At 71.6% G+C, this 23745-nt stretch carries 23 protein-coding genes and 1 tRNA gene; 4 read left to right on the forward strand and 20 right to left on the reverse strand.

The genetic code is table 11. The features are described 5' to 3' along the window. Positions 1 to 88 precede the first annotated feature (88 nt). The 14 genes from ABZ565_RS14980 to pgsA form a co-directional block, all read right to left on the reverse strand. Positions 89 to 640 (reverse strand): adenine phosphoribosyltransferase, encoded by a 552-nt coding sequence (locus ABZ565_RS14980; protein ID WP_361025595.1) that lies wholly within the window; start codon positions 638 to 640, stop codon positions 89 to 91. Then, positions 640 to 1752, reverse strand: a complete 1113-nt coding sequence (gene secF, locus ABZ565_RS14985; protein ID WP_361025598.1) for a protein translocase subunit SecF — start codon at positions 1750 to 1752, stop codon at positions 640 to 642. The genes ABZ565_RS14980 and secF overlap by 1 nt, the downstream gene beginning before the upstream one ends. A gap of 1 nt (position 1753) precedes the next feature. After that, positions 1754 to 3508: a protein translocase subunit SecD gene (secD, locus tag ABZ565_RS14990; RefSeq protein WP_361025601.1), complete on the reverse strand. Its 1755-nt coding sequence runs from the start codon at positions 3506 to 3508 to the stop codon at positions 1754 to 1756. Positions 3509 to 3655: 147 nt separating this feature from the next. Continuing rightward, positions 3656 to 4111, reverse strand: a complete 456-nt coding sequence (gene yajC, locus ABZ565_RS14995) for a preprotein translocase subunit YajC (protein ID WP_361025604.1) — start codon at positions 4109 to 4111, stop codon at positions 3656 to 3658. A 165-nt stretch (positions 4112 to 4276) separates the two neighbouring features. Next, positions 4277 to 5350, reverse strand: a complete 1074-nt coding sequence (gene ruvB, locus ABZ565_RS15000; RefSeq protein WP_361025607.1) for a Holliday junction branch migration DNA helicase RuvB — start codon at positions 5348 to 5350, stop codon at positions 4277 to 4279. A 77-nt stretch (positions 5351 to 5427) separates the two neighbouring features. Continuing rightward, complete coding sequence (gene ruvA / locus ABZ565_RS15005) at positions 5428 to 6054, reverse strand: Holliday junction branch migration protein RuvA (RefSeq protein WP_361025610.1); 627 nt, start codon at positions 6052 to 6054, stop codon at positions 5428 to 5430. Next, complete coding sequence (gene ruvC, locus ABZ565_RS15010) at positions 6051 to 6620, reverse strand: crossover junction endodeoxyribonuclease RuvC (protein WP_361025896.1); 570 nt, start codon at positions 6618 to 6620, stop codon at positions 6051 to 6053. The genes ruvA and ruvC overlap by 4 nt, the downstream gene beginning before the upstream one ends. Before the next feature lie 131 nt (positions 6621 to 6751). Continuing rightward, positions 6752 to 7504: a YebC/PmpR family DNA-binding transcriptional regulator gene (locus ABZ565_RS15015; protein ID WP_361025613.1), complete on the reverse strand. Its 753-nt coding sequence runs from the start codon at positions 7502 to 7504 to the stop codon at positions 6752 to 6754. Positions 7505 to 7565: 61 nt separating this feature from the next. Continuing rightward, positions 7566 to 8159 carry a pyridoxal 5'-phosphate synthase glutaminase subunit PdxT gene (gene pdxT / locus ABZ565_RS15020; protein ID WP_361025616.1) on the reverse strand — a complete coding sequence of 198 codons (594 nt, stop codon included), beginning with the start codon at positions 8157 to 8159 and terminating at the stop codon, positions 7566 to 7568. 6 nt (positions 8160 to 8165) lie between these two features. Continuing rightward, a complete protein-coding gene (pdxS, locus tag ABZ565_RS15025) occupies positions 8166 to 9086 on the reverse strand; it encodes a pyridoxal 5'-phosphate synthase lyase subunit PdxS (RefSeq protein WP_018103870.1) in 921 nt (306 codons plus the stop codon). Positions 9087 to 9235: 149 nt separating this feature from the next. Next, the gene (locus ABZ565_RS15030) at positions 9236 to 9784 is read right to left on the reverse strand and encodes a hypothetical protein (protein ID WP_361025620.1); all 549 of its coding nucleotides are present in this window, start codon (positions 9782 to 9784) and stop codon (positions 9236 to 9238) included. 36 nt (positions 9785 to 9820) lie between these two features. After that, on the reverse strand, positions 9821 to 10981 hold the full coding sequence (locus tag ABZ565_RS15035) for a glycosyltransferase family 4 protein (RefSeq protein WP_361025623.1): 1161 nt from the start codon (positions 10979 to 10981) through the stop codon (positions 9821 to 9823). Beyond that, complete coding sequence (locus ABZ565_RS15040; protein WP_361025625.1) at positions 10978 to 11919, reverse strand: phosphatidylinositol mannoside acyltransferase; 942 nt, start codon at positions 11917 to 11919, stop codon at positions 10978 to 10980. Before ABZ565_RS15040 ends, ABZ565_RS15035 begins: the two co-directional genes overlap by 4 nt. Next, on the reverse strand, positions 11916 to 12566 hold the full coding sequence (gene pgsA, locus ABZ565_RS15045) for a phosphatidylinositol phosphate synthase (RefSeq protein ID WP_361025628.1): 651 nt from the start codon (positions 12564 to 12566) through the stop codon (positions 11916 to 11918). The genes ABZ565_RS15040 and pgsA overlap by 4 nt, the downstream gene beginning before the upstream one ends. A 224-nt stretch (positions 12567 to 12790) precedes the next feature. Between pgsA and ABZ565_RS15050 the strand changes: the two genes are divergently transcribed. Further along, positions 12791 to 15001, forward strand: a complete 2211-nt coding sequence (locus ABZ565_RS15050) for an elongation factor G-like protein EF-G2 (RefSeq protein ID WP_361025631.1) — start codon at positions 12791 to 12793, stop codon at positions 14999 to 15001. Positions 15002 to 15155: 154 nt separating this feature from the next. After that, a complete protein-coding gene (locus ABZ565_RS15055) occupies positions 15156 to 16826 on the forward strand; it encodes a hypothetical protein (RefSeq protein ID WP_361025634.1) in 1671 nt (556 codons plus the stop codon). 65 nt (positions 16827 to 16891) lie between these two features. On the opposite strand, the gene ABZ565_RS15060 is transcribed toward ABZ565_RS15055, so the two are convergent. Then, positions 16892 to 17452, reverse strand: coding sequence for an HIT domain-containing protein (locus ABZ565_RS15060; RefSeq protein WP_361025637.1), 561 nt, complete (start codon positions 17450 to 17452; stop codon positions 16892 to 16894). 66 nt (positions 17453 to 17518) lie between these two features. Here ABZ565_RS15060 and ABZ565_RS15065 point away from each other — a divergent pair, with 66 nt between their 5' ends. Next, positions 17519 to 18196, forward strand: a complete 678-nt coding sequence (locus ABZ565_RS15065) for a potassium channel family protein (RefSeq protein ID WP_361025640.1) — start codon at positions 17519 to 17521, stop codon at positions 18194 to 18196. 100 nt (positions 18197 to 18296) lie between these two features. On the opposite strand, the gene thrS is transcribed toward ABZ565_RS15065, so the two are convergent. The 3 genes from thrS to ABZ565_RS15080 all read right to left on the reverse strand — a co-directional run bounded on the left by thrS (position 18297) and on the right by ABZ565_RS15080 (position 22117). Next, complete coding sequence (gene thrS, locus ABZ565_RS15070) at positions 18297 to 20273, reverse strand: threonine--tRNA ligase (protein WP_361025643.1); 1977 nt, start codon at positions 20271 to 20273, stop codon at positions 18297 to 18299. 90 nt (positions 20274 to 20363) lie between these two features. Beyond that, complete coding sequence (locus ABZ565_RS15075; protein WP_361025646.1) at positions 20364 to 21551, reverse strand: hypothetical protein; 1188 nt, start codon at positions 21549 to 21551, stop codon at positions 20364 to 20366. Continuing rightward, on the reverse strand, positions 21551 to 22117 hold the full coding sequence (locus tag ABZ565_RS15080; RefSeq protein WP_361025649.1) for a DUF4365 domain-containing protein: 567 nt from the start codon (positions 22115 to 22117) through the stop codon (positions 21551 to 21553). Before ABZ565_RS15080 ends, ABZ565_RS15075 begins: the two co-directional genes overlap by 1 nt. A gap of 189 nt (positions 22118 to 22306) precedes the next feature. On the opposite strand from ABZ565_RS15080, the gene ABZ565_RS15085 reads away from it, so the two are divergent. Further along, complete coding sequence (locus ABZ565_RS15085; RefSeq protein ID WP_361025652.1) at positions 22307 to 23032, forward strand: 3'-5' exonuclease; 726 nt, start codon at positions 22307 to 22309, stop codon at positions 23030 to 23032. A gap of 67 nt (positions 23033 to 23099) precedes the next feature. Here ABZ565_RS15085 and ABZ565_RS15090 read toward each other — a convergent pair. Together ABZ565_RS15090 and ABZ565_RS15095 are read right to left on the reverse strand one after the other, a co-directional pair. Continuing rightward, positions 23100 to 23171, reverse strand: a tRNA-Val gene (locus ABZ565_RS15090). A 39-nt stretch (positions 23172 to 23210) separates the two neighbouring features. Further along, complete coding sequence (locus ABZ565_RS15095) at positions 23211 to 23657, reverse strand: SRPBCC family protein (RefSeq protein ID WP_361025655.1); 447 nt, start codon at positions 23655 to 23657, stop codon at positions 23211 to 23213. Positions 23658 to 23745 lie beyond the last annotated feature (88 nt).

Here is a 23745-nt window from a genome sequence, read left to right on the forward strand (position 1 = left end):
TCCTCCCCCGGGGACCGTGAGAGCCCTCACAACGCCGACGGGCACCCGGTTGTTCCCGGGTGCCCGTCGATGGTGGTGCGGCCGGTCCTCAGACCGTGATCAGGGCCTCCAGCGGGGCCCCGCGCAGGCTGTCGGCCAGGCGGGCCCGGCCGTCCAGGAAGCCCAGCTCCATGAGGACGGCGACCCCGGCGACCTGGGCGCCGGCCCGGCGGATGAGCTCCAGGGACGCGCCGGCGGTGCCGCCGGTGGCGAGCACGTCGTCGATGACCATGATCCGGTCGTCGGCGGACAGGTCCTCCGCGTGGATCTCGATCTCGGCGGTGCCGTACTCCAGCTCGTACGCCTGGCTGAGCGTGGCCCCCGGCAGCTTCCCGGCCTTGCGGACCGGTACGAAGCCGAGGCCGGCCCGGACCGCGACGGGGGCGGCCAGGATGAAGCCGCGGGCCTCCAGGCCGACGATCTTCGTGGCGCCGTGCCGCAGGCACAGCTCCGCGAGAGCGTCGGTGAGGGCCGTGAAGGCGACCGGGTCCGCGAGCAGCGGGGTGATGTCCTTGAACATCACGCCCGGCTTCGGGTAGTCCGGCACGTCCCGGATGCGGCTGAGCAGGAGCTCCCTGGTGCTGTCGGTGGTGCTGGTCATCAGTGCTTCCCGTGGGTGCGGCCGTGGCCCCTGGGCTCCCGGCGCTGACCGACGACCGCACCGGCGGGGGCGGCGTCCTCGTGGCCGGCCCCGTCCAGCTCGGCCTGCTCGGCCTGCTCGGCCTCGGTGGCCTCGCCCTTGGCTGCGGCGGCCGCGCGCTTGGCGAGGACCCGCTTCTTCAGGGCCTTCATCTGCGGCTCGCGTTCCTTGAGGTCGGCGACCAGCGGGGTGGCGATGAAGATCGAGGAGTACGCACCGGCCGCGAGGCCGACGAAGAGGGCCAGCGAGATGTCGTTCAGCATGCCGGCGCCTAGGACACCGCCACCGATGAACAGCAGACCGGCGACCGGCAGCAGGGCGACGACGGTGGTGTTGATCGAGCGGACCAGCGTGCTGTTGATCGAGCGGTTGGCGACGTCGCTGTACGTCCACCGGGTCTGCTTGGTGATCCCCTTCGTGCCCTCCTTGAGGCTGTCGAAGACGACGACCGTGTCGTAGAGGGAGTAACCGAGGATGGTCAGCAGACCGATCACGGTGCCCGGGGTGACCTCGAAGCCGACCAGGGCGTAGACACCGACCGTGATGGTGATGTCGTGGATCAGCGCGACGAGGGCCGCCAGCGCCATCCGCCACTCGAAGGCGATGGCCAGGTAGATCACGACCAGGACCATGAAGACGCCGAGGCCGGTCCACGCCTTGTTGGCGATCTGCTCGCCCCAGCTGGGACCGACGAGGTCGGCCGCGATCTTCTCGCGCGGGACGTCGAGGTCCTGGGCGAGCTTGTCCTGGATCTCGTCGGACTTCTGGGTGTCGACCTCGGTGATCTGGATGCGCAGACCGCCGTTGCCGAGCTTCTGGACGATGGCCTGGTGGCCGGAGGCGTCCGACGCCAGGTCCTCCGCCTCGGAGACGGACACGCTCGTCTTCGGGGTGGTGAAGACGGCACCGCCCTTGAACTCGATGCCCATGTTCAGGCCGCTGACCACCAGGCCGAGGATGGCGGTGATGGTGATCAGGACGGAGACGCCGTACCAGATCTTGCGCTTGCCGATGAAGTCGTAGCCGACCTCGCCTCGGTAGAGACGGGCGCCGAGATTCCCGAGTCGCGACATCTCACGCCTCCTTCGGTTCGGTGGGGGCGTTGACACGGCGGGAGCGGCGCAGCGGCGGCTTGGCGCCGAGGCGCTTCGGGTCCAGACCGGACCACGGGTGGCCCGAGGCGAAGAACTTCTTGCGGGCCATGATCGTCATGAGCGGCTTGGTGAAGAAGAACACCACGACGACGTCGAGCAGGGTGGTGAGACCCAGCGTGAACGCAAAGCCCTGGACCTTGCCGACCGTCACCACGAAGAGAACGGCGGCGGCGAGGAACGACACGAAGTCGGAGACCAGGATGGTGCGCCGGGCGCGCGGCCAGCCGCGTTCCACGGCGGGGCGCAGCGTACGGCCCTCGCGGATCTCGTCCCTCACGCGTTCGAAGTACACGATGAAGGAGTCGGCGGTGATACCGATGGCCACGATGGCACCGCAGACGGCGGGCAGGTTCAGCGCGAAGCCGATGGCCGGGCCGAGCAGCGACATGATCGTGTAGCTGAGGATGCCGGAGACCAGGAGGCTGAGCAGGGCGATGAACGCCAGACCGCGGTAGTAGGCCACCAGGTAGACGACGACGAGGGCGAGGCCGATGGCGCCGGCGATGAGCCCGGCCCGCAGCTGCTCGCCGCCGAGCGCGGCGGTGACGGTGGTGACGCTCTGCTCCTTGAAGGAGAGCGGGAGCGCACCGTAGGAGAGCTGGTTGGCCAGGGCCTCGGCGGAGTCCTGGTTGAAGCTGCCGGAGATCTCGGCGCTGCCGCTCAGCTGCTCGCTGACCCGGGGGGCGGAGACGACCTCGCCGTCCAGCGCGATGGCGAACTGGTTCTGCGGCTCCTGCTGCGTGGAGAGCTTCTTGGTGATCGTCTGGAACTGCTTGGAGCCCTTGCCGGAGAACTCCATCTGGACGATCCACATGCCGCGCTGCTGGTCGAAGGCGGCCTTGGCGCTGTCGACCTCGGTGCCGGACACCTCGGCCGGGCCGAGCACGTACTTCATGTCGCCCTCTTGGCTGCACGCCACGACCGTGTCACCGGCCTTGCTGCCCCGGGCGGCCTCGGCACGGGACGCCTTGCTGGAGCAGTCGAGCGACTCGAACTGCTTCTGGAGCTTGGCGGCGGCGGCCTGGTCCTCGGCGGACGCGGACTCACTGGCCTTCGGCGTGGCGCTGGCCTTCGGCGACGGCGAGGAGTCGGCCTTCAGGGCGCCGGTGACCGCGCGGCCCTGGGTGGTGGCGGACGCGGACGGCTTGGACGAGGGGCTGGCGGCCTTGTCGCCGTCCGTCGCCTTCTCGGAGGCGGACGCCTTGGGCGAGGGCGAGCTGCTGGCCTTGCCGGAGGGCGAGGCGCTGGGCTCCGGAGTGGGCGCGCCCGGGGCGACCGTCAGCACCGGCCGGAAGTACAGCTTGGCGGTGGTGCCGACCTGCGCCCTGGCCTCGGCGGAGTTCGTGCCCTTGGGGATGTTGACGATGATGTTGCGATTGCCCTGGGTCTGGACCTCGGCCTCGCTGACCCCAAGACCGTTGACACGGCGGTTCATGATGTCGACCGCGGTGTCCATGTTGGTCTTGTTGATCGCCTGCTCCTGGCCCGGCTCGGCCTTGGCCTCCAGCGTGATGGAGGTGCCGCCGGCCAGGTCGATGCCGAGTCTCGGCGTCGGCTGATGGGCCAGGAACATCCCGCCCGTGAGGGCGACCATGGCGATCAGGATCAGCGCCAGGGAACGTCCCGGCTTCCCCTGACCGCCGGCCGCGCCTCGGCCCTTCTTCGGTGCTGCCACCTTGTCGATTCTCCCTGTCCAACCGCCCCGCGCCGGGTATGCGCCCAAGCGGCCACGAAGTTAAGTGGGGACCCGCCCCCGCGAAGGCACGCACACACCGGGGTGCCGGACGCCTGTGGGCTCACGGCATCCCCGGGTCGCGGTGTGCTACTTCGCGTCGGCCTCGCCGTCGGCCTTGCCGTCGGACTTCTTGTCGTCCGCGGCCTCGGCGTCCTCGTCCGAGTCGGTCTTCTTGACCAGGTCGGGCTTGGCGTCGTCGGCCTCGGTCAGCGAGGAGGCGTCGTCGGGCACGACCGCGGCGTCGACGTCGAGCTCCGGGTCGTCGCCGTGGACGATGCGGTTGTACTCCGCGTCGTCCAGGACGGCACCGATCGCGTTCTTCGCGTACACGGCGTGGACGCCCGGGGCGACCTCGAGGAGGACCGTGTCGTCGTGAAGCTCCTTGACGGTGGCGTACATGCCCCCGATCGTGCGGACGCCGGTGCCGGGCTGCATGTCATTGCGCATGGCCGCAGCCGCCGCCTGCTTCTTCTTGGCGGACCGCGTCATCAGGAACATGGCCCCGATGAGCACGATGAAGGGGAGGAGAGTCACGGGATTCACGGGACGAATTTCCTTCGCACGACCGCACTGAAGAACGGCCTGGTCTACGGGGGTGGGTACACCGACCCGTTACGGGCGGCATCGGCGGAGTCTAAGCGAGTCCGCATCGATGGAACAACGCCCAGCATGGCACCGTGGTTCCGCTTCCCGTCAACCTGTGACCCATCACGCCCCGAACAGGCCCTGTTGTCCCGTTACGCCGTGCTGCGGTGGAACGAGCCCCAGGTGGGCCCAGGCGGCCGGGGTGGCGACCCGTCCGCGCGGCGTCCTGGCCAGCAGTCCTTCCCGTACGAGGAAGGGCTCGGCGACCTCCTCGACGGTCTCGCGCTCCTCCCCCACGGCGACCGCGAGCGTGGACAGGCCCACCGGGCCGCCGCCGAAGAGCCTGAGCAGCGCCCCGAGCACCGCCCGGTCCAGCCGGTCCAGACCCCGGGCGTCGACCTCGTACACCCCGAGGGCCGCCGAAGCGATCTCGCGGTCGATCCGGCCGTCGGCCTTGACCTGGGCGTAGTCCCGCACGCGGCGCAGCAGCCGGTTCGCGATACGGGGCGTGCCCCGGGAGCGCCCGGCGATCTCGGCGGCGCCCTCGGCGTCCAGCTCGACGTCGAGCAGGCGGGCGGAGCGGTGGATCACCCGTTCCAGCTCGGCGGGGGCGTAGAACTCCATGTGCCCGGTGAAGCCGAAGCGGTCGCGCAGCGGGGGCGGCAGCAGCCCGGCCCGGGTGGTGGCGCCGACCAGCGTGAAGGGGGGCAGCTCCAGCGGGATCGCGGTGGCGCCGGGGCCCTTGCCGACGATGACGTCGACCCGGAAGTCCTCCATGGCCATATACAGCATCTCCTCGGCGGGCCGGGACATGCGGTGGATCTCGTCCAGGAACAGCACCTCGCCCTCCTGGAGCGAGGAGAGGATCGCCGCGAGATCGCCGGCGTGCTGGATGGCCGGTCCCGAGGTGATCCGGATCGGGGCGTTCATCTCCGCCGCGATGATCATGGAGAGGGTGGTCTTGCCGAGGCCGGGCGCGCCGGAGAGCAGGACGTGGTCGGCGGTGGCGCCGCGGGCGCGGGCGGCCTTGAGGACCAGGTCGAGCTGTTCGCGGACCTTCTCCTGGCCGACGAACTCGTCCAGGTCCTTGGGGCGCAGCGCGGCCTCGACCGCGGTGTCGTCGCCGTCCGCGCCGGCGTCGACCAGCCGCTCGTCGAGCCGGTCGTCCATGCCGGCTCCGGTGTCGTCCCAGTTCATCTCGTCCTGTCCCGCCTCGGATGTCTCGTTGCCCCGCCGCAGCTGCCCGGCCGGGTGTGAAGGGTGGCCCGCGCCGCTCAGCGCGCCCGGTTGAGGGTCTGCAGGGCGGCGCGCAGCAGCTGCGGCACGGGCGCCCGGCCCCCGGCGGCGAGGGCTTCCTCGGCCTGGGGCGCGACGGCGGCGACCGCCTCGTCGGCCTCGCGGGTGGCGTAGCCGAGGCCGATCAGGGCGGCCTGGAGCTGGTCGCGCCAGGAGGCGGAGACGGCGGTGCCGATGCCCTGGCCGGGGGCGTGGGCGCCGATCGGTTCACCGAGCCGGTCCTTCAGTTCCAGCAGGAGCTTCTGGGCACCCTTCTTGCCGATGCCGGAGACCGCGGTGAGCGCCTTCTCGTCTCCGGTGGCCACGGCGAGCCGCAGGGCGTCCGGGGTGTGCGTGGCCAGCATGGCCTGGGCGAGCCGGGGGCCGACGCCGCTGGCGGTCTGGAGCAGCTCGAAGACCTGCCGCTCGTCGTCGTCGGCGAAACCGTAGAGGGTCAGCGAGTCCTCGCGGACGACGAGTGAGGTGGCGAGCCTGGCCTCCTGGCCGACGCGCAGGGCGGCCAGGGTGTTGGGCGCGCACTGGACGGCCATGCCGATGCCGCCGACCTCGATGACGGCCGTGGTCGGGGCGAGCGCGGCGACGGGGCCGGTGACGAAGGCGATCATCGGGGGACCTTCCGGACGGGTACGGCTGCGGTGCGCGGGACGCGCGGGGGGCGGGCGGCGGCCGCCGCGTGCGCCTGCTGGAGGCGGTTGAGGGCGGGGGCGCGCCAGATGTGGCAGATGGCGAGCGCCAGGGCGTCCGCGGCGTCGGCCGGCTTGGGCGGGGCGTCCAGCCGCAGGAGCCGGGTCACCATGGCTCCCACCTGCGCCTTGTCGGCGCGTCCGCTCCCGGAGACGGCGGCCTTGACCTCGCTCGGCGTGTGCAGGGCGACGGGGAGGCCGCGCCGGGCCGCGCAGAGCATGGCGATCGCGCTGGCCTGGGCGGTGCCCATCACCGTACGCACGTTGTGCTGGGCGAAGACCCGCTCGACGGCGACGCAGTCGGGGCGGTGCTCGTCCAGCCATTCCTCGATGCCGCGCTCGACGGCCACCAGGCGGTGGCCGAGCTCCGCGTCGGCCGGGGTACGCACGACGCCCACGCCGAGCATGGTGAGCGGGCGGCCCGCGACGCCCTCGACCACGCCGACCCCGCACCGGGTGAGTCCCGGGTCCACGCCGAGCACGCGCACGGTCGCCCCTCCCTGCCGATCGGTCAACTGTTCCAGTGTTTCAGCAGGCTATCGGTCGGCACCGACAATGCGGCGGGCCGACGGGGTGTGTCCCCCGCCGGCCCGTCCGAAACGGCTGTGTCACAGGCGACTCAGGCGTCCACCTTCGCCATGACCTCGTCGCTGACGTCGAAGTTGGCGAAGACGTTCTGCACGTCGTCGCTGTCCTCCAGCGCGTCGATCAGCTTGAAGATCTTGCGGGCGCCCTCTTCGTCCAGGTCGACCTGCATGGTGGGCAGGAAGTCGGCCTCGGCCGAGTCGTAGTCGATGCCCGCCTCCTGGAGCGCGGTGCGCACCCCGACCATGTCGGTGGCCTCACTGACGACCTGGTAGCTGTCGCCGAGGTCGTTGACCTCCTCGGCGCCCGCTTCGAGGACGGCACCGAGCACGTCGTCCTCGGTCAGTTCGCCCTTGGGGACGATGACGACGCCCTTGCGGTTGAAGAGGTACGAGACGGAACCCGGGTCGGCCATCGAGCCGCCGTTGCGGGTCATGGCGACCCGTACGTCGGACGCGGCACGGTTGCGGTTGTCGGTGAGGCACTCGATGAGCACCGCGACACCGTTGGGGCCGTAACCCTCGTACATGATCGTCTGGTAGTCGACGCCGCCCGCTTCGAGACCGCCACCGCGCTTGACCGCGGAGTCGATGTTCTTGTTCGGGACCGAACTCTTCTTCGCCTTCTGGATCGCGTCCACGAGGGTCGGGTTGCCCTCCAGGTCCACACCACCGGTGCGGGCCGCGACCTCGATGTTCTTGATCAGCTTCGCGAAGAGCTTGCCGCGCTTGGCGTCAATCACGGCCTTCTTGTGCTTCGTCGTAGCCCATTTAGAGTGGCCGGACATCTGCCTTCTCCTTCGCGTCACCAAATTCCGTACGAACCCGAGAGATCCTACCGGGATCGAGTCACCCGGCCGCGCGCACCATCTCGGTGAAGTACGCGTGGAGGCGGTGGTCTCCGGTCAGTTCCGGGTGGAATGACGTGGCGAGGGCGTTTTGCTGCCGGACGGCCACGATGTGACCGCCGTGCTCGGCGATGACCTTCGCCCCTGCGCCCACCGACTCGACCCAGGGGGCCCGGATGAAGACGCCCTCGACCGGCCCGCCGTCGATCCCGGCGACGTCGACGGCCGCCTCGAAGGACTCGTTCTGCCGCCCGAAAGCGTTACGGCGCACGATCATGTCGATGCCGCCCAGCGTCTCCTGGCCGGACCGGGGGTCGAGGATCTTGTCGGCGAGCAGGATCATCCCGGCGCAGGTGCCGTACACCGGCATCCCGGCCGCGATCCGCTCGCGCAGGGGTTCCAGCATGCCGAACAGGGCGGCCAGCTTGGACATGGTGGTGGACTCGCCGCCGGGCAGGACCAGGCCGTCCACCTCGGCCAGTTCCTCGGGGCGCCGGACCGGCCTGGCCAGGGCGTCCGCCGAGGCCAGGGCGATCAGGTGTTCCCGTACGTCGCCCTGGAGGGCCAGGACTCCGATGACAGGGGTGTCGTTCATCGGTGACTACCAGCCGCGGTTGGCGTAGCGCTCGGCCTCGGGCAGCGTGTCGCAGTTGATGCCGACCATGGCCTCGCCCAGGTTCCGGGAGGCGTCCGCGATGATCTTCGGGTCGTCGTAGAAGGTGGTGGCCTTGACGATGGCGGCGGCGCGCTTGGCCGGGTCGCCGGACTTGAAGATCCCGGAGCCGACGAAGACGCCCTCGGCGCCGAGCTGGCGCATCAGCGCCGCGTCGGCCGGGGTGGCGACGCCGCCCGCGGAGAACAGGACGACGGGCAGCTTGCCCAGCTCCGCGACCTCCTTGACCAGCTCGTAGGGGGCGCGCAGGTCCTTGGCGGCGGCGTACAGCTCGTTGTTGTCGTAGCCGCGCAGCCGGGCGATCTCGTTCTTGATCTGGCGCAGGTGGCGGACGGCCTCCACCACGTTGCCGGTGCCCGCCTCGCCCTTGGAGCGGATCATGGCCGCGCCCTCGGCGATACGGCGCAGCGCCTCGCCCAGGTTGGTGGCGCCGCAGACGAACGGGGTGGTGAAGGCGAACTTGTCGCTGTGGTTGACCTCGTCGGCCGGGGTCAGGACCTCGGACTCGTCGATGTAGTCGACGCCGAGGGACTGCAGGACCTGCGCCTCCACGAAGTGACCGATGCGGGACTTGGCCATCACCGGGATGGACACCGACTCGATGATCTCCTCGATCATGTTCGGGTCGGACATCCGGGCCACGCCGCCGTCCTTGCGGATGTCGGCCGGCACCCGCTCCAGGGCCATGACGGCCACGGCGCCCGCGTCCTCGGCGATCTTCGCCTGCTCGGCGTTGACGACGTCCATGATCACGCCGCCCTTGAGCTGCTCGGCCATGCCGCGCTTGACGCGGGCGGTGCCGGTGGCCGGGGCGTCGGCGGACTGCGGGGTGCTGGGAAGCGTGGACACGGATGACCTCACTGGGGGGAGCGGATGCGGACGCGCCGAATGACGCAGTCCCGAGCAAACGCCTCCGCACCAGTCCACAGCAAGGGCCAATATGAGGCCGGTGGATCGTTTTCGCCCACCCCCTGTATACGGGGAGGGGGCACGGCCCGTCAGCTGCCCGGCCGGTCCGCCAGGGCCACCGGCGGCTCGTCGTCCATCTCGAACGCCAGCGGGAAGGGCGCGTGCCCCGCCAGCCGGAACCACCGCACCGTACGGTGCCGGCGCAGCGCCCGCGCCGCCCGGACCGCGTCGTTGTGGAAGCGGCGCGCCATCGGCACCCGCCGCACCGCCGCCGCCAGCTCGGACGCCGCCTCCTGGCCCCCGGGAATCTCCCGTACCGCCTCCACCTGCGCGCTCTCGCCGAACACCGCGCGCAGGGCGGTGCTCAGCTCGCTCTCGGCGACCTCGCGGTGGTCCTCCGGCGACTGCCTCGCGGCGTGCGCGGCCTCGTACAGCACGATGGACGCGGCCGGGTCGAGGACGCCGGAGGTGGCGAGCTCCTGGGTGACCGAGGCCCGGCGCAGCAGTTGCGCGTCCAGGGCGGCCCGGGCCGCGTCGATGCGGGCGTGCAGCCGGTCCAGGCGGCCGGCGGTCCAACTGAGGTACAGGCCGATGGCGACGAGCACCACGACGGCCCAGATGATGAGGGTTACGGTCACGGGCGGCAAGGCTACCGGGGCGCGGGCCCCGGCCGGTCACTCCCGGGCCAGCCCGAACCGGCCGCGCAGCCCCGTGCGTTCGTCGGCCGCGACCGAGGCGGCGCCGTCCGTCACCGTCTCGTACACCGCGAGGATGTCCGCCCCCACCGTCGACCAGTCGAAGCGCCGCACATGGGCGCTCCCCCGCTCGCGCAGCCCGGCGCGCCGCTCGGGGTCGCCCAGCAGCCGGATCGCCGCCTCGGCCAGCGCGTCCGCGTTCTCGTTGGCGAACAGCTCGCCCGCCGCGCCCTGGTCCAGGACCTGCGCGAACGCGTCCAGATCGCTGGCGAGGACGGGCGCGCCCGCCGACATGGCCTCGACCAGGATGATCCCGAAGCTCTCGCCCCCGGTGTTGGGCGCCACGTACAGATCGACGCTGCGCAACAGCCGTGCCTTGTCCTCGTCGCTCACCATGCCCAGGAACTCCACGCGTGAGCGCATCTCCCTGGGCAGCGAGGCGACGGCCTCCTCCTCGTCGCCCCGGCCGGCCACCAGCAGCCGGGTCTCCGGGCGGGCCGCCAGGATCGCGGGCAGCGCGCGCATCAGCACGGGCAGGCCCTTGCGGGGCTCGTCGATGCGGCCGATGAAGCCGATCGTGCCCCCCTGCCACTCGGGGCGGGGCTCGGCCCGCGCGAAGAAGTCGACGTCCACCCCGTTCGGGATGACCACCGCGTCGCCGCCCAGGTGCTCGACCAGGGTCCGGCGGGCGTACTCGCTGACCGCGATCCGCGCGCTGATCTTCTCCAGCGCCGCCTGCAGGATCGCGTACGCGGCGATCATCGCCCGGGAACGCGGGTTGGACGTGTGGAACGTGGCGACGATCGGCCCCTGCGCCGCCCAGCAGGTCAGCAACCCCAGCGACGGCGAGGTCGGCTCGTGGATGTGGATGACGTCGAACGTGCCCTCGTGCAGCCAGCGCCGTACCCGCGCCGCCGACAGGAACCCGAAGTTCAGCCGCGCCACCGAGCCGTTGTACGGGACCGGCACGGCCCGGCCCGCGGAGACCACGTACGGCGGCAGCGGCGTCTCGTCGTCGGCCGGGGCCAGCACGGACACCTCGTGGCCGAGCCGGATCAGATGCTCGGCCAGGTCGCGGATGTGGAACTGCACACCGCCCGGGACGTCCCAGGAGTACGGGCAGACGATGCCGATCTTCACGTCGGGTCTCCGCTCCGGTCTCCACGGGGTTCGAGGTCGGCGAGCCAGAGCCGTTGCAGCATGTGCCAGTCCTCCGGGTGCTCGGCGATGCCCACGGCGAACGCGTCGGCCAGGGCCTGTGTCATCACAGACGTCTTCCCGGCCCGGTCGCCCGACTCCGGCACCTCGACCGGCGGATGGATGCGCGCCTTCATCACCGGCGTCTCGTCGTACGAGAGCGTCACCGGCAGCAGCAGCGCGCCGGTCTGCTGGGCCAGTAGCGCGGGCCCGGCCGGCATCCGGGCCGTATCGCCGAAGAACGACACCTCGATGCCCGACGAGGACAGATCGCGGTCGGCGACCAGGCAGACCAGACCGCCCGACCGCAGCCGCCGGGCCAGCGTCCCGAACGCGGCACCGCCGGTGTGCGGCAGCACCTCCATGCCCAGCCCCTCGCGGTAGGCGACGAACCGGTCGTACAGCGATTCCGGCTTCAGCCGCTCGGCGACCGTGGTGAACGGCACCTTCAGGTCCGTGGTGACCCACGCCCCGGCCAGGTCCCAGTTCCCCAGGTGCGGCAGGGCGAGGATCACCCCGCGCCCCGAGTCCAGCCCGTCCGTCAGCCGGTGCGCGTCCGTGACGTCGATCGACGCCTTGATCCGCTCCGGACTCCAGGTGGGCAGCCGGAACGACTCCATCCAGTAGCGCATGTACGAACGCATACCGGCCCGCGACAGGGCGGCCAGCCGGGCCGGATCGGCGTCCGGCACGACCCGCTTCAGGTTGGCCTCCAGCCGCAGCACGCTCTTGCCGCGCCGCTTCCACACCTGGTCGGCGAGGGTACGGAAGAGGGCCCGGGCGGCCGGCTCGGGCAGCTTCTTGACCGCCGCCCAGCCCAGCCCGTACAGCGCGTCGCTCAGCCGCTCCTTCGCGCCGGGCCGCGCGTCGGCGCCGCTCACTGCCCGCCCGCCTCCGCCGCGTCCGCCTCCGCCGCCTCGCGGCGCACGGTGACGACCCGCTGGACCAGCGTCACGAGGCTGCCCACGGCGACGATCCACAGCGCGATCGGCAACAGCACCTGGATGCCCGGCACCCCGAACTTGTGCAGACCCGCGAAACCGGCCGCCACCAGCGAGATCACCAGGCGCTCGGCACGCTCCACGAGCCCGTTGACCGCCACCGGCAGCCCGATCGACTCACCGCGCGCCTTGGTGTACGAGACCACCTGACCGCTCGCCAGGCAGAAGATCGCCACCGCGCACAGGATGTTGTCGTCGCCGCTGCCCGCGTACCAGAGGGCGAAGCCGCCGAAGATCGCACCGTCGGCGACCCGGTCGAGCGTGGAGTCCAGGAACGCGCCCCACCGGCTGGAGATGCCCGCCTGGCGCGCCATGTTCCCGTCGACGAGGTCGGAGAACACGAAGATCGTGATGACGATCGTGCCCCAGAAGAACTCGCCCATCGGGAAGAAGACCAGCGCACCGGCCATCACCCCGGCCGTACCGATCAGGGTGACCGCGTCCGGGCTGACGCCGAGACGGAGGAGCAGTGCGGCGAACGGCGTGAGGACACGCGTGAAAAAGGCACGCGCGTACTTGTTCAGCATGGCCTTCCCGAGGGGTAGCTGGGCCGCGTGACCCCGTCGGCCACCGGCTGACCCATGTTAGTCACGCCCCGCAGCGGTCACCCTCCGGGCACCCCGGCGCCCCGGGCGCGCGACGTATGGACGCGGCCCCGAGGCAGTGCCAAGCTCGAAATACCGCGGGCGTCGCCGCCGCCGCCGCGTCGGCCCCTGAGCGTGCCCGTGCGCCACCGACGGGAGGCATGACCATGGGCGACAAGGTTCACGCACGCACCGGAGCCGCCGGAGGGACACCGGCGGCCGGCCACCACCCCCGCGCCCTGCGCAACGTGGCGCTGGTCGGCCACAGCGGCTCCGGCAAGACCACGCTGGTCGAGGCGCTCGCGCAGACCGCGGGCGCCATCGGCCGGGCGGGCCGCGTCGAGGACGGCTCGACCGTCTCCGACCACGAGGAGATCGAGCACCGCCAGAACCGGTCCGTCCAGCTCTCCCTGGTCCCCGTGGACTGGGACGGCCACCGGATCAACCTGCTGGACACCCCCGGGTACGCCGACTTCGTCGGGGAGGTCAGGGCCGGACTGCGAGCGGCGGACGCGGCCCTCTTCGTCGTCTCGGCCGCCCAGGAGGCCGAAGCCGTGGCGGCGACCACCCGCGCGCTGTGGGAGGAGTGCGCCGCCGTCGCCATGCCCCGCGCCCTCGTGGTCACCCACCTCGACACCGCCCGCACCCCGTTCGACGCGCTGACCCGGATCTGCGGGGAGCTCTTCGGCGGCGACGACCCCGACGCCGTCCTCCCCCTGTACCTGCCCGTGCTCGGCCCCGAGGCCGCCGACGGGCACGCCCCGCTCACCGGCCTCACCGGCCTGCTCACCCAGCGCGTCTTCGACTACTCCGGCGGCGAGCGCACCGAACACCCGCCGTCCGGCGACGAACGGGCACCCCTGGCCGAGGCCCGGGCCCGGCTCATCGAGGGAATCATCGCGGAGAGCGAGGACGAGACCCTGATGGACCGCTACCTCGGCGGCGAGACCATCGACACCGGCACCCTCGTCACCGACCTCGAACGCGCCGTGGCCCGCGGCTCCTTCCACCCCGTCCTCGCCGCCGCACCCGCCGCCGAGGGCGCCCGCCAGGGCATCGGCACCGTCGAACTCCTCGACCTGATCACCGGCGGCTTCCCGAGCCCCCTCGAACACCCGCTGCCGGCCGTCACCACCCCGGACGGCTCCCCGCTCCCCGCCCTCGACGGCGACCCCGGGGGCCCCCTGGTCGCCGAGGTCGTCAAGACGTCCTCCGACCCCTACGTCGGCCGGCTCTCCCTCGTCCGCGTCTTCTCCGGTACCCTGCGCCCCGACGACACCGTGCACGTCTACGGCCACGGGCTCGACGGCCCCGCGCAGGAGGACCGCCCCTGCCACGAGGCCCGCACCCGCGTCGGCGCCCTCACCTCACCCTTCGGGAAGCAGCAGCGGCCCCTCGACGCGTGCGTCGCCGGTGACCTGGCCTGCGTCGCCCGGCTGGAGACCGCCGAGACCGGCGACACCCTCTCCGGCACCGGCCACCCCCTCCTCCTCGAACCCTGGACCACCCCCGACCCCCTGCTCCCGCTCGCCGTCCAGGCCCACAGCAAGGCCGACGAGGACAAGCTCTCCCACAGCCTGGCCCGCCTCGTCGCCGAGGACCCGGCCATGCGCCTCGAACAGAACCCGGACACCGGACAGCTCGTCCTGTGGTGCCTGGGCGAGGCCCACCTGGGCGTCGCCCTGGACCGGCTGCGCGACCACTACGGCGTCCAGGTCGACACCGTCCCGCACCGCGTCGCCCTCCGCGAGACCTTCGCCGGACCCGCCACCGGACGGGGCCGCCACGTCAAGCAGTCCGGCGGCCACGGCCAGTACGCGGTCTGCGAGATCGACGTCGAACCCCTGCCCGCCGGCTCCGGCGTCGAATTCGTGGACCGGGTCGTCGGCGGCGCCGTCCCCCGCCCGTTCATCGCCTCCGTCGAGAAGGGCGTCCGCGCCCAGGCAGCCCGGGGCGTCGCCGCGGGCCATCCCCTCGTGGACATCCGGGTGGTCCTGCGGGACGGCAAGGCGCACTCCGTGGACTCCTCCGACGCCGCCTTCCAGACCGCCGGGGCCCTGGCCCTGCGCGAGGCCGCCGCCGAGGCGCACGTCCAGTTCCTGGAACCCGTCGCGGAGGTCGGCGTCCTGGTGCCCGACGACTACGTCGGCCCGGTCATGAGCGACCTCTCGGGCCGCCGGGGCCGGGTCACCGGCACCGAACAGTCCGGCTCCGGACGCACCCTCGTACGCGCCGACGTGCCCGAACTGGAGATCGGCCGGTACGCGGTGGACCTGCGCGCCCTGACCCACGGCACCGGCCGCTTCGACCGCTCGTACGCCCGCCACGAGCCCATGCCCCCACAGCTCGCCGACCGCGTCCACGCCCGGCAGGGGTGACGCGAAGACGCCCCCTCCCCCGAACGTTGTCCACAGGGCCGGACGGCGGACGTATCCGGACGATACGCTGAGACCCCAGCTCAGAAAGTGTGCCGGGCACGGCAGTTGGGAAACAGCCGCAGGAGCGGTTCCTCGGTGGCGAGTGGGGGCGACAGTGGCCAGCAACGGATTCGATTTCTCACCCGGAGCGCAGATTCCGCTCCAGGGGTCGGCAGGCGCGGCGGTGGCGACCAACGCCCTCGCCTCCGCCGCGTACCGCGACAGCCCGGTGGAGGACATCCTCAAAGCCAACAGCGAGTGGCACAAGTCCGAGGTGAAGGCGGGCCGTTCCGGCTTCCTCAAGTCCGACTACTTCAAGCCCAACCTCGGCGAGGCGTTCGCCCGCGCCGTACAGGAGCGCATGCTCGGCGGCGCCCGCAAGGACCTCATCCAGTCCTTCGGCACCGACCCGCAGACCGTGGTCGAGCACTGCCTGTCCGCGAACAGCCTCCGCAAGGCACGCGACACCCGGCTCACCGCCGTCACCGTGCTGTTCGGCTTCCTGTTCCTGCCGGGCATGCTGCTGTGGGTCATCGTCTTCCGGCTCCGGGACGGCTTCGCCAAGACCAAGGACCGGCTCCTCACCACCCTCGGCAACAGCCTGCTGCCCCTCGTCGGCATCGGCATCGTCTTCCTGATGATCCGGCTCCCCCTGACCGGGCTCCTCGGCCTCTACCTGCGCGCGATGTTCGTCGCCCCGGTCATCGGCTGGTACTTCGCCAAGCGGATCGCCGAAAGGTCGGCCCAGGACCTGCGCGCCCGCTGGGAGGGCCTGCTCTCCGGCGGCGGCGTCACCGCCAAGATCCCCGAGTCGGTCCCGAAGAATCCCAACGAGACCGCCCGCGAGGCCCTGCGCCAGGGCCTGGAGAAGCTCTCCGCCGAACAGCAGTCCAACTCCGTCTTCTACGCGGGCCCCAAGGGCATCCTCGGCATGGGCACCCGCTGGGGCAGCTGGCAGCTCGCCGAGGACCTCGTCCCCAAGGAGCCGGGCAAGGAGATCCACCAGTTCCGCAGCTGGGACGTCATCCGCGTCATCCACGACCAGCTCAAACTGCTCGAACGCGGCCCGCTGAACACCGGCGGATTCCCCACCCCCTCCGTCAACCACTGGATCGTGACCCCCATCGGGGAGAACGCCGACAGCGTCACCCGCCCCCAGGGCGAGGACGTCGCCACCTACCAGATCAAGCCCCACGAGATACAGCGGATCTGCAACCACCAGCAGTTCGGCGGCGGCAACCGCCACTACCTCGGCGTCCAGTTCACCCTCTGGGACGGCCAGCTCGTCATCACCATGATGATCACCGTCACCGTCCTCTACGAGACCCTGCGCATCGAGGTCACCGGACACGCCCTCGGCCCCGTCCACTCCCTCTTCACCACCAAGCCCGCCGCGAAGACCCGGACCGTCAACAAGACCGTCCGCTTCTGGGAGACCCGCGACATCACCCTCGCCCTGGTCGACGCCCACGAGGTCACCCGCCTCGCCCTGCGCGCCCCCTTCACCTGGTATCCGCCGCTCCTGGACTACCTCGGCGGCAAGATCGCCCTGCCCGAGCCCTTCGGTCTCCGTCACGCCTGGGCGGAGAAGCCCTGGCGCCACCGCTTCATGGCCGACGACGCCATGCGCGCCGCCACCCCCGTCCTGCGCGTCGTCCACAACGCCGCGATCAAGGTCCTGGAGGAGCACGGCGTGGACACCGAACGCTTCGACAACCGCTCCTCGGTCCTGAGCGGCCTGGTCCAGGCCCCCACCCCCGGCAAGGCCGACCTCTACGACGCGTAGCACCCGCGTACGCGAACGGGGCGCCCCGGAAAAATCCGGAGCGCCCCGCACGGCGAGCGACGGGATCAGGCGGCCGGCCAGGCGTCCGCCAGCATCTTCCGGGTGTCCGCCAGCAGCTGCGGCAGCACCCGGGTGTGCCCCACGACCGGCATGAAGTTGGCGTCACCGCCCCACCGGGGCACCAGGTGCTGGTGCAGATGCGCGGCGATGCCCGCCCCCGCCACCGCACCCTGGTTCATCCCGATGTTGAAACCGTGCGCACCCGAGGCCGTCCGCAACGCGGTCATCGCCCGCTTCGTGAAATCGGCCAGCTCCGCCGTCTCCGGACCGTCCAGCTCCGTGTAGTCGGCGACATGCCGGTACGGCACCACCATCAGGTGGCCGCCGTTGTACGGGTACAGATTCAGCACGGCGTACACCTTCGCACCGCGCGCGACGACGAGCCCGTCCTCGTCCGACTTCTCCGGAATCCCGCAGAACGGACAGCCGTCCCCCGCCTCCGGGCCGGTCGGCTTGTTCTCGCCCTGGATGTACGCCATCCGGTGGGGCGTCCACAGGCGCTGGAACGCGTCGGGCGTCCCCACTCCGATCTGCTGCTCCGGCTCACTCGTCATGCCGGCCAGCATATTGCTTCACCTGTGCGGAGCGTGTCGCCGGGGCTGTTCCCGTACACGCACCGCGATGCTGGGCCGATGAGCGCGCGCACCCCGGCCCCGCCCCCTCCCGCCCTCACCCGCTGGGAGCGGCGCACCGAGGTCCCGCTTCTCGCCGCCGCCCTGGTATTCCTCGCCGGCTACGCGTTCCGCGTCCTCGCCCCGTACGACGCCGAGCCCTGGCACGACCTCTCCCTCGCCCTCGTCGGCGCGACCTGGCTGCTCTTCGTCCTCGACTACGCGGTACGCCTGAGGCTCAGCGGCCTCGGCCTCCGCTTCGTCCGCGTCCGCTGGCTCGACACCCTGGTCCTGGTACTGCCGCTGCTGCGCCCGCTGCGGATGGTGCAGGTCTACACGGCGGTGCAGGGGCGGCGGGACCGCCCGCGCCTCGGCCTGTACGCGCGGGTGATCTCGTACGCCGGGCTGACCGCCGTCCTCCTCGGCTTCTCGGCGGCCCTCAGCGTGTACCACTGGGAGCACGACGCCCCGGGCGCCTCGATCCGCACGTTCGGGGACGCGGTCTGGTGGGCGTGCGAGACGCTGACGACGGTGGGGTACGGCGATGCCGTGCCGGTGACGGCGATGGGCCGGATCATCGCGGCGGGCCTGATGGCGTGCGGCCTGGCGCTGCTGGGGGCGGTGACGGGCGCATTCTCGTCGTGGCTGATCCAGGTGTTCCGGCGGGAGGACGAGAAGGGGCCCCCGGCGAGCGGGTAGCTCGGCCGGGGGCCCAGCCCCGCTTGCGCGGGGAGCACGGCACCTTCGTCTTGTGCTGGTTCCTCATCTTCGGAACACCCCCGCTCGTGCGGGGACCGCCTCACACCTGCACGCGCCGCTCCACCACATCAACGAGCTTGGCGATGGCTTCGTCACGGGCGATGCCGTTCTCCTGCGACCCGTCGCGGTACCGGAACGACACCGTGCCCGCGTTCATGTCGTCGTCACCGACGATGATCATGAACGGCACCTTGGCCTTCTGGTGGTTACGGATTTTCTTCTGCATCCGGTCCGACGACGCGTCCACATCGACGCGCAGGCCCTTCTTCCGAGCCTCCGCCGCGAACTCCTGGAGGTACGGGATGTGGGTGTCGCCGATCGGGATGCCGACCGCCTGGACCGGGGCCAGCCACACCGGGAACGCACCCGCGTAGTGCTCAAGGAGCACCGCGAAGAAGCGCTCGATGGAGCCGAACAGCGCGCGGTGGATCATGACCGGGCGCTGCTTGGAGCCGTCCGGACCCGTGTACTCCAGGTCGAACCGCTCCGGCAGGTTGAAGTCGAGCTGAATGGTCGACATCTGCCAGGTCCGCCCGATGGCGTCGCGCGCCTGCACCGAGATCTTCGGGCCGTAGAACGCGGCCCCGCCCGGGTCCGGGACCAGGGGCAGACCCTGCTTCTCGGCGACCTGGCGCAGCGTCTCGGTGGCCTCTTCCCAGGTCTCGTCGCTGCCGACGAACTTCTCCGGGTCCTTGGTCGACAGCTCCAGGTAGAAGTCGGTGAGCCCGTAGTCGCGGAGCAGGTTCAGGACGAAGGTGAGCGTGCGGTCCAGCTCCTCCGCCATCTGCTCACGGGTGCAGTAGATGTGCGCGTCGTCCTGCGTGAAGCCGCGCGAGCGGGTCAGGCCGTGCACGACGCCCGACTTCTCGTACCGGTACACCGTGCCGAACTCGAAGAGACGCAGGGGCAGTTCACGGTACGAACGGCCGCGCGCGTCGAAGATCAGGTTGTGCATCGGGCAGTTCATCGGCTTGAGGTAGTAGTCCACCCCGTCGTCGAGCTGCATGGGCGGGTACATGCCGTCGGCGTACCAGTCCAGGTGGCCGGACTTCTCGAAGAGCTTGCCCTTGGTGGCGTGCGGCGAGTAGACGAACTCGTAGCCCTCCTCCTCGTGCCGGCGGCGCGAGTAGTCCTCCATGGCCCGGCGGATGACGCCGCCCTTGGGGTGGAAGACGGCGAGGCCGGGGCCGATCTCGTCGGGGAAGGAGAAGAGGTCCAGCTCGTTGCCGAGCTTGCGGTGGTCGCGCTTGGCGGCCTCCTCCAGGAACTCCAGGTGCGCCTTCAGCTCGTCCTTGGTCGGCCAGGCGGTGCCGTAGATGCGCTGGAGCATCGGGTTCTTCTCACTGCCCCGCCAGTACGCGGCGGCGTTCCGCATCAGCTTGAACGCCGGGATGAGCCGGGTGGTCGGCAGGTGCGGCCCCCGGCAGAGGTCCTTCCAGCACAGCTCGCCCGTCTTCGGGTCGAGGTTGTCGTAGATGGTCAGCTCGCCGCCGCCCACCTCGACGTCCGCGCCGTCGTCCGAGGAGGCGGCGCCCTTGATGCCGATGAGCTCCAGCTTGTACGGCTCGTCGGCCAGCTCCTCGCGGGCGGCCTCGTCCGTCACGACCCGACGGGAGAACTTCTGGCCCCGCTTCTGGATCTCCTGCATCTTCTTCTCGATGGCCTTGAGGTCCTCGGGCGTGAACGGCTTCTCGACGTCGAAGTCGTAGTAGAAGCCGTCCTTGACCGGCGGGCCGATGCCGAGCTTGGCCTCGGGGTGCAGCTCCTGTACGGCCTGGGCCATGACGTGCGCGGTGGAGTGGCGCAGGATGTTGAGGCCGTCCTCGGAGGAGATCTCGACGGGCTCGACGGTCTCGCCGTCCTTGAGCGCGTACGCGAGGTCCTTCAGCTCGCCGCCGACGCGGGCCGCGACGATGGTGCGCTCGCCGGGGAAGAGCTCGGCCGCCGTAGTGCCCGTCGTCACCACGCGCTCTTCCCGCTCGGAATCGCGTTGGATGGTCACACGGACGTCTGACACCGGTCTCTCCTGACTCAGGGGGCGCACCGCACTCCTCTGGCGCGTGCAGAAGGAATCGTACCGAGCCGAGGGTCCCCATTGCGAAAGGCCCTACTCCCCCGCGCACGCCTCCTCGAAGAAGTCCACGTTCTCCTGGAGCGACTTCATCAGCCGGTCCCGTTCCTCGTCGTCCACCTGGACCGGGACGACCTGCGAGGCCCCGGTCAGCCGCCGGAAGCCGCCCCGGCTCTCCAGCCGGCCCTCCACCCGGACCGGCAGCCCCACCAGATGGGCCTGGCCCGCGATCCGGTACGCCTCCTCGTCCAGCTCGATCCGGACGTGCGGCACCTCGGCCCCGGCCAGCACCCGCAGCCGTACGATCCCCGCCCCGCGCGGCCCGGACCGCCGCAGCCGGACGACCGCCCCGGTGATCCGCACGGTGACGGCGGGCTCGTCGCGGAGGTAGCGGGCGCCGGCCCGGCGCAGCGCGGGCAGGTCGCCCGGGGAGAACTCGACGGGCTCGGGGCGGGCGGGGCAGCCGGCGGGGGTTCCGGCGGCGGGTGCCCAGTCCAGCGCGATCGCGGCGCCCTCCGAGCCCCGGACCAGGGCGACGACCGCCTCGGTCAGCTCCCGGCTGACGCCCGCCGCGACGGCGTTGTCGAAGGCTTCCATGCCGCCGGTGGCCCGTTGGTAGTCCACCGCCTCGCGGGTGGCGTGCAGGGCGTGGTGGAGCCGCACGGCGACGGGGCGGCCGGGGTCCACGGGGACGAAGGCGGTGAGCGACCGGCCGCCGGGTCCGGGGCCGGTCAGCACGGGGCCGAGGGCGGCGAGGGCGCGCCTGCGGCGGCGGGCGCCGTGGTAGCCGGCCGGGCCCCGGACGGCGAGCGCCCCGGCCATCAGGATCTGGCGGGCGGCGCTGTGGAGCTGTTCCGCGCCGAGCCAGTCAACGGCCCCGGCGGCGGGTTCGGGGACCTCGCGGTGCCAGCGGATCTCGTCGCTGGGGACGGCGAGGGCGACCAGGATCTCGCGGGCGGAGGGGGCGGCGCTGCGGGCGAGCGCGGTCAGGGCCTCGCCGAGCAGGTCCTCGCTGTCGGGGAAGGTCCTGCTGCGGGGCACGAGGAGGCTGGTGGTGCCGCCGGGCGGGGTCCAGCGGCTGTAGGCGCCCCCGTCCGAGCCGCGCCGCTGCCAGCCGTGCCGGGCGAGCAGGGCGCCGAGGACGCCGGGGTCGACACGGGCAGGGTCGGGCAGGCCCCAGGAAGGCGGGGCGGCCTCACCGTGGAGGCGTACGGACTCGTGCATCAGGGTCTCCCTCCCGCCCCGACGCGGGTCATGATCTCGCAGAGCGCCCGGTCGTCGAAGACGCGCGAGGTCAGGAGCCGCACGGTGGTCCGGTGGCGGCCGGTCACGGGGTGGCCGGCCAGGTTGGTCCAGTAACAGCAGTGCCGCAGGTCGAGGCTGTCGGGGCTTGCCCGCAGCCAGTCGTCCTGGCTGCGGGGCACGAGCATCACGACCAGGATCTTGTGCACCGACACGGGCGTCCGGGCGAGCTTCACCAGGTGGGCGTTGTCCAGCGTGAAGGCGAAGGAGGGGCCGGGCGGCCGGGGCGGTATCTGGTAGGTGCACTTCAGCTGGACCTTGATGGTCACCTCGTCGTCCACGAGATGGCCGGGGGAACCGTGGCTGACGTGCCAGTCGATGCCGTTGTCGGGGAAGGGCTGCGACAGCGAGCAGCCCGCCGCCGCGGCGACGGCGTGGAGGTAGCCCACCTGGAGGGTCTCCATGCAGGCGGTGGTGGCGAGTCCGCCGCGCAGCGGTGCGGTCCGCTGGGGCAGCAGCCCGCTCGGTTCGGGCTGCGCGAGCGCCATGGCTCCGTAAGCCTTCCGGGCCGTACCGATGGGGATGAGAGCTGCCGGGCGGTCAACTTCCGCTGCCGGTACTTGTGTTGTCACCGCACGGGACCGCGTGCAAACGGCGTATCAGGCAAAGGGCGCGGGTATCACCGAACCGGGCAGAGGAATCCCGCCATCTGCCGTGCGTGCGCGAGGAGTTCGGGGATGACTCATTGGTACGAGGGGCCGCTGGCCGCTTTCGACACGGAGACGACGGGTGTGGACGTCGAGGAGGACCGGATCGTCTCGGCCGCCCTGGTGGTCCAGGACCGGGCGGACGGCCCGGTGCGTGTCACCCGCTGGCTGGTGAATCCGGGGGTGCCGGTGCCTCCGGGGGCGACGGAGATCCACGGGCTGACCGACGACCATCTCCAGCGCAACGGCCGCTGGCCGGCGCCGGCGGTGGAGGAGATGGCGCGGGCGCTGGCCGAGCAGTGCGCGGCGGGGCGGCCGCTCGTCGTGATGAACGCGCCGTTCGATCTGACGCTGCTGGACCGGGAGTTGAAGCGGCACCGGGCGTCGTCGCTGGGCGCGTACCTGGAGCGTTCGCCGCTGTGTGTGCTCGATCCCCGGGTGCTGGACAAGCACTTGGACCGCTACCGCAAGGGCCGGCGCACGCTCACGGACCTGTGCGAGCTGTACGGCGTACTGCTGGACGGGGCGCACGACGCGGCGGCGGACGCGGCGGCCTCGCTGGAGCTGGTCCGGGCGGTGGGGCGCCGTTTCTCGACCCGGCTCGAACGGCTGAGCCCGGCGGAGCTGCACACGCTCCAGGCGGTGTGGCACGCCGCGCAGGCGCGGGGGCTCCAGGCGTGGTTCGCGCGGAGCGGGACGCCGGAGACGGTGGACCCGGCCTGGCCGCTGCGCCCGGAGCTGCGCACGGCGGCGTGAGCGGTGGGGCATCCGGACACACGAAAGCCGGTCCGTCGGTGGTGCTGACGGACCGGCCTCTCCGGGGTGGGCGATACTGGGTTCGAACCAGTGACCTCTTCGGTGTGAACGAAGCGCTCTCCCACTGAGCTAATCGCCCGGGAACGGGTTGAACCATACAGGGCGGGGCGGCCGTGGTTCAAACCGCTTCCAGCCGGGCCGCGAGCCCGCGCCGCCCGGCCCGCATCATCAGGGCGTGGTTGGCGCGGAACACCGGCCGGCAGGGCAGCGCGAGGACCCGCATCAGCGTCCGGCGCACCTCGACCTCCTGCTCGTAGACGACGCGGGTGCCGGAGCCGTGGGGGGCGACCGTCCAGCGGATCCAGCCGTCGAGATCGCCGCCGAGCGCGGCTTCGAGGACGCCGCGCGCCGGGTCGTGACGCTGTTCGCGCACGGTCATGACGAGGTCGTACGGGAGGAAGGAGCGGATGCGGGTGGTGCCGGAGTCGCTGCCGGACCGGGTGGCCTCGCGGACCTGCGGCCACCACCGCGGATAGTCCTCGACGCGTTCGAGCGCGCCGTAGACCGCGTCGGGCGGCGCCTGAAGCTCCCATACGCTGACGAATCGGTAGTGGTTCCAGTTCACTTCCCCATGATGCGCCCCAGGATGCGCGTACTCAGGCGGGTATCTGAGTACGCGGACGCATGTCCGCCCGCGTGGCGCGCAGCACACT

The organism is Streptomyces sp. NPDC016469 (assembly GCF_040632905.1).
Taxonomy (GTDB): domain Bacteria; phylum Actinomycetota; class Actinomycetes; order Streptomycetales; family Streptomycetaceae; genus Streptomyces.

Excerpts from the sequence above, each read along its gene's own strand:
- ABZ565_RS14980 (WP_361025595.1), bottom strand. The coding sequence starts at position 640 with ATGACCAGCACCACCGACAGCACCAGGGAGCTCCTGCTCAGCCGCATC.
- secF (WP_361025598.1), bottom strand. The coding sequence starts at position 1,752 with ATGTCGCGACTCGGGAATCTCGGCGCCCGTCTCTACCGAGGCGAGGTC.
- ruvB (WP_361025607.1), bottom strand. The coding sequence starts at position 5,350 with ATGAACTGGGACGACACCGGAGCCGGCATGGACGACCGGCTCGACGAG.
- ruvA (WP_361025610.1), bottom strand. The coding sequence starts at position 6,054 with ATGATCGCCTTCGTCACCGGCCCCGTCGCCGCGCTCGCCCCGACCACG.
- ABZ565_RS15015 (WP_361025613.1), bottom strand. The coding sequence starts at position 7,504 with ATGTCCGGCCACTCTAAATGGGCTACGACGAAGCACAAGAAGGCCGTG.
- pdxT (WP_361025616.1), bottom strand. The coding sequence starts at position 8,159 with ATGAACGACACCCCTGTCATCGGAGTCCTGGCCCTCCAGGGCGACGTA.
- pgsA (WP_361025628.1), bottom strand. The coding sequence starts at position 12,566 with ATGCTGAACAAGTACGCGCGTGCCTTTTTCACGCGTGTCCTCACGCCG.
- ABZ565_RS15050 (WP_361025631.1), top strand. The coding sequence starts at position 12,791 with ATGGGCGACAAGGTTCACGCACGCACCGGAGCCGCCGGAGGGACACCG.
- ABZ565_RS15060 (WP_361025637.1), bottom strand. The coding sequence starts at position 17,452 with ATGCTGGCCGGCATGACGAGTGAGCCGGAGCAGCAGATCGGAGTGGGG.
- ABZ565_RS15065 (WP_361025640.1), top strand. The coding sequence starts at position 17,519 with ATGAGCGCGCGCACCCCGGCCCCGCCCCCTCCCGCCCTCACCCGCTGG.
- ABZ565_RS15075 (WP_361025646.1), bottom strand. The coding sequence starts at position 21,551 with ATGCACGAGTCCGTACGCCTCCACGGTGAGGCCGCCCCGCCTTCCTGG.
- ABZ565_RS15080 (WP_361025649.1), bottom strand. The coding sequence starts at position 22,117 with ATGGCGCTCGCGCAGCCCGAACCGAGCGGGCTGCTGCCCCAGCGGACC.
- ABZ565_RS15085 (WP_361025652.1), top strand. The coding sequence starts at position 22,307 with ATGACTCATTGGTACGAGGGGCCGCTGGCCGCTTTCGACACGGAGACG.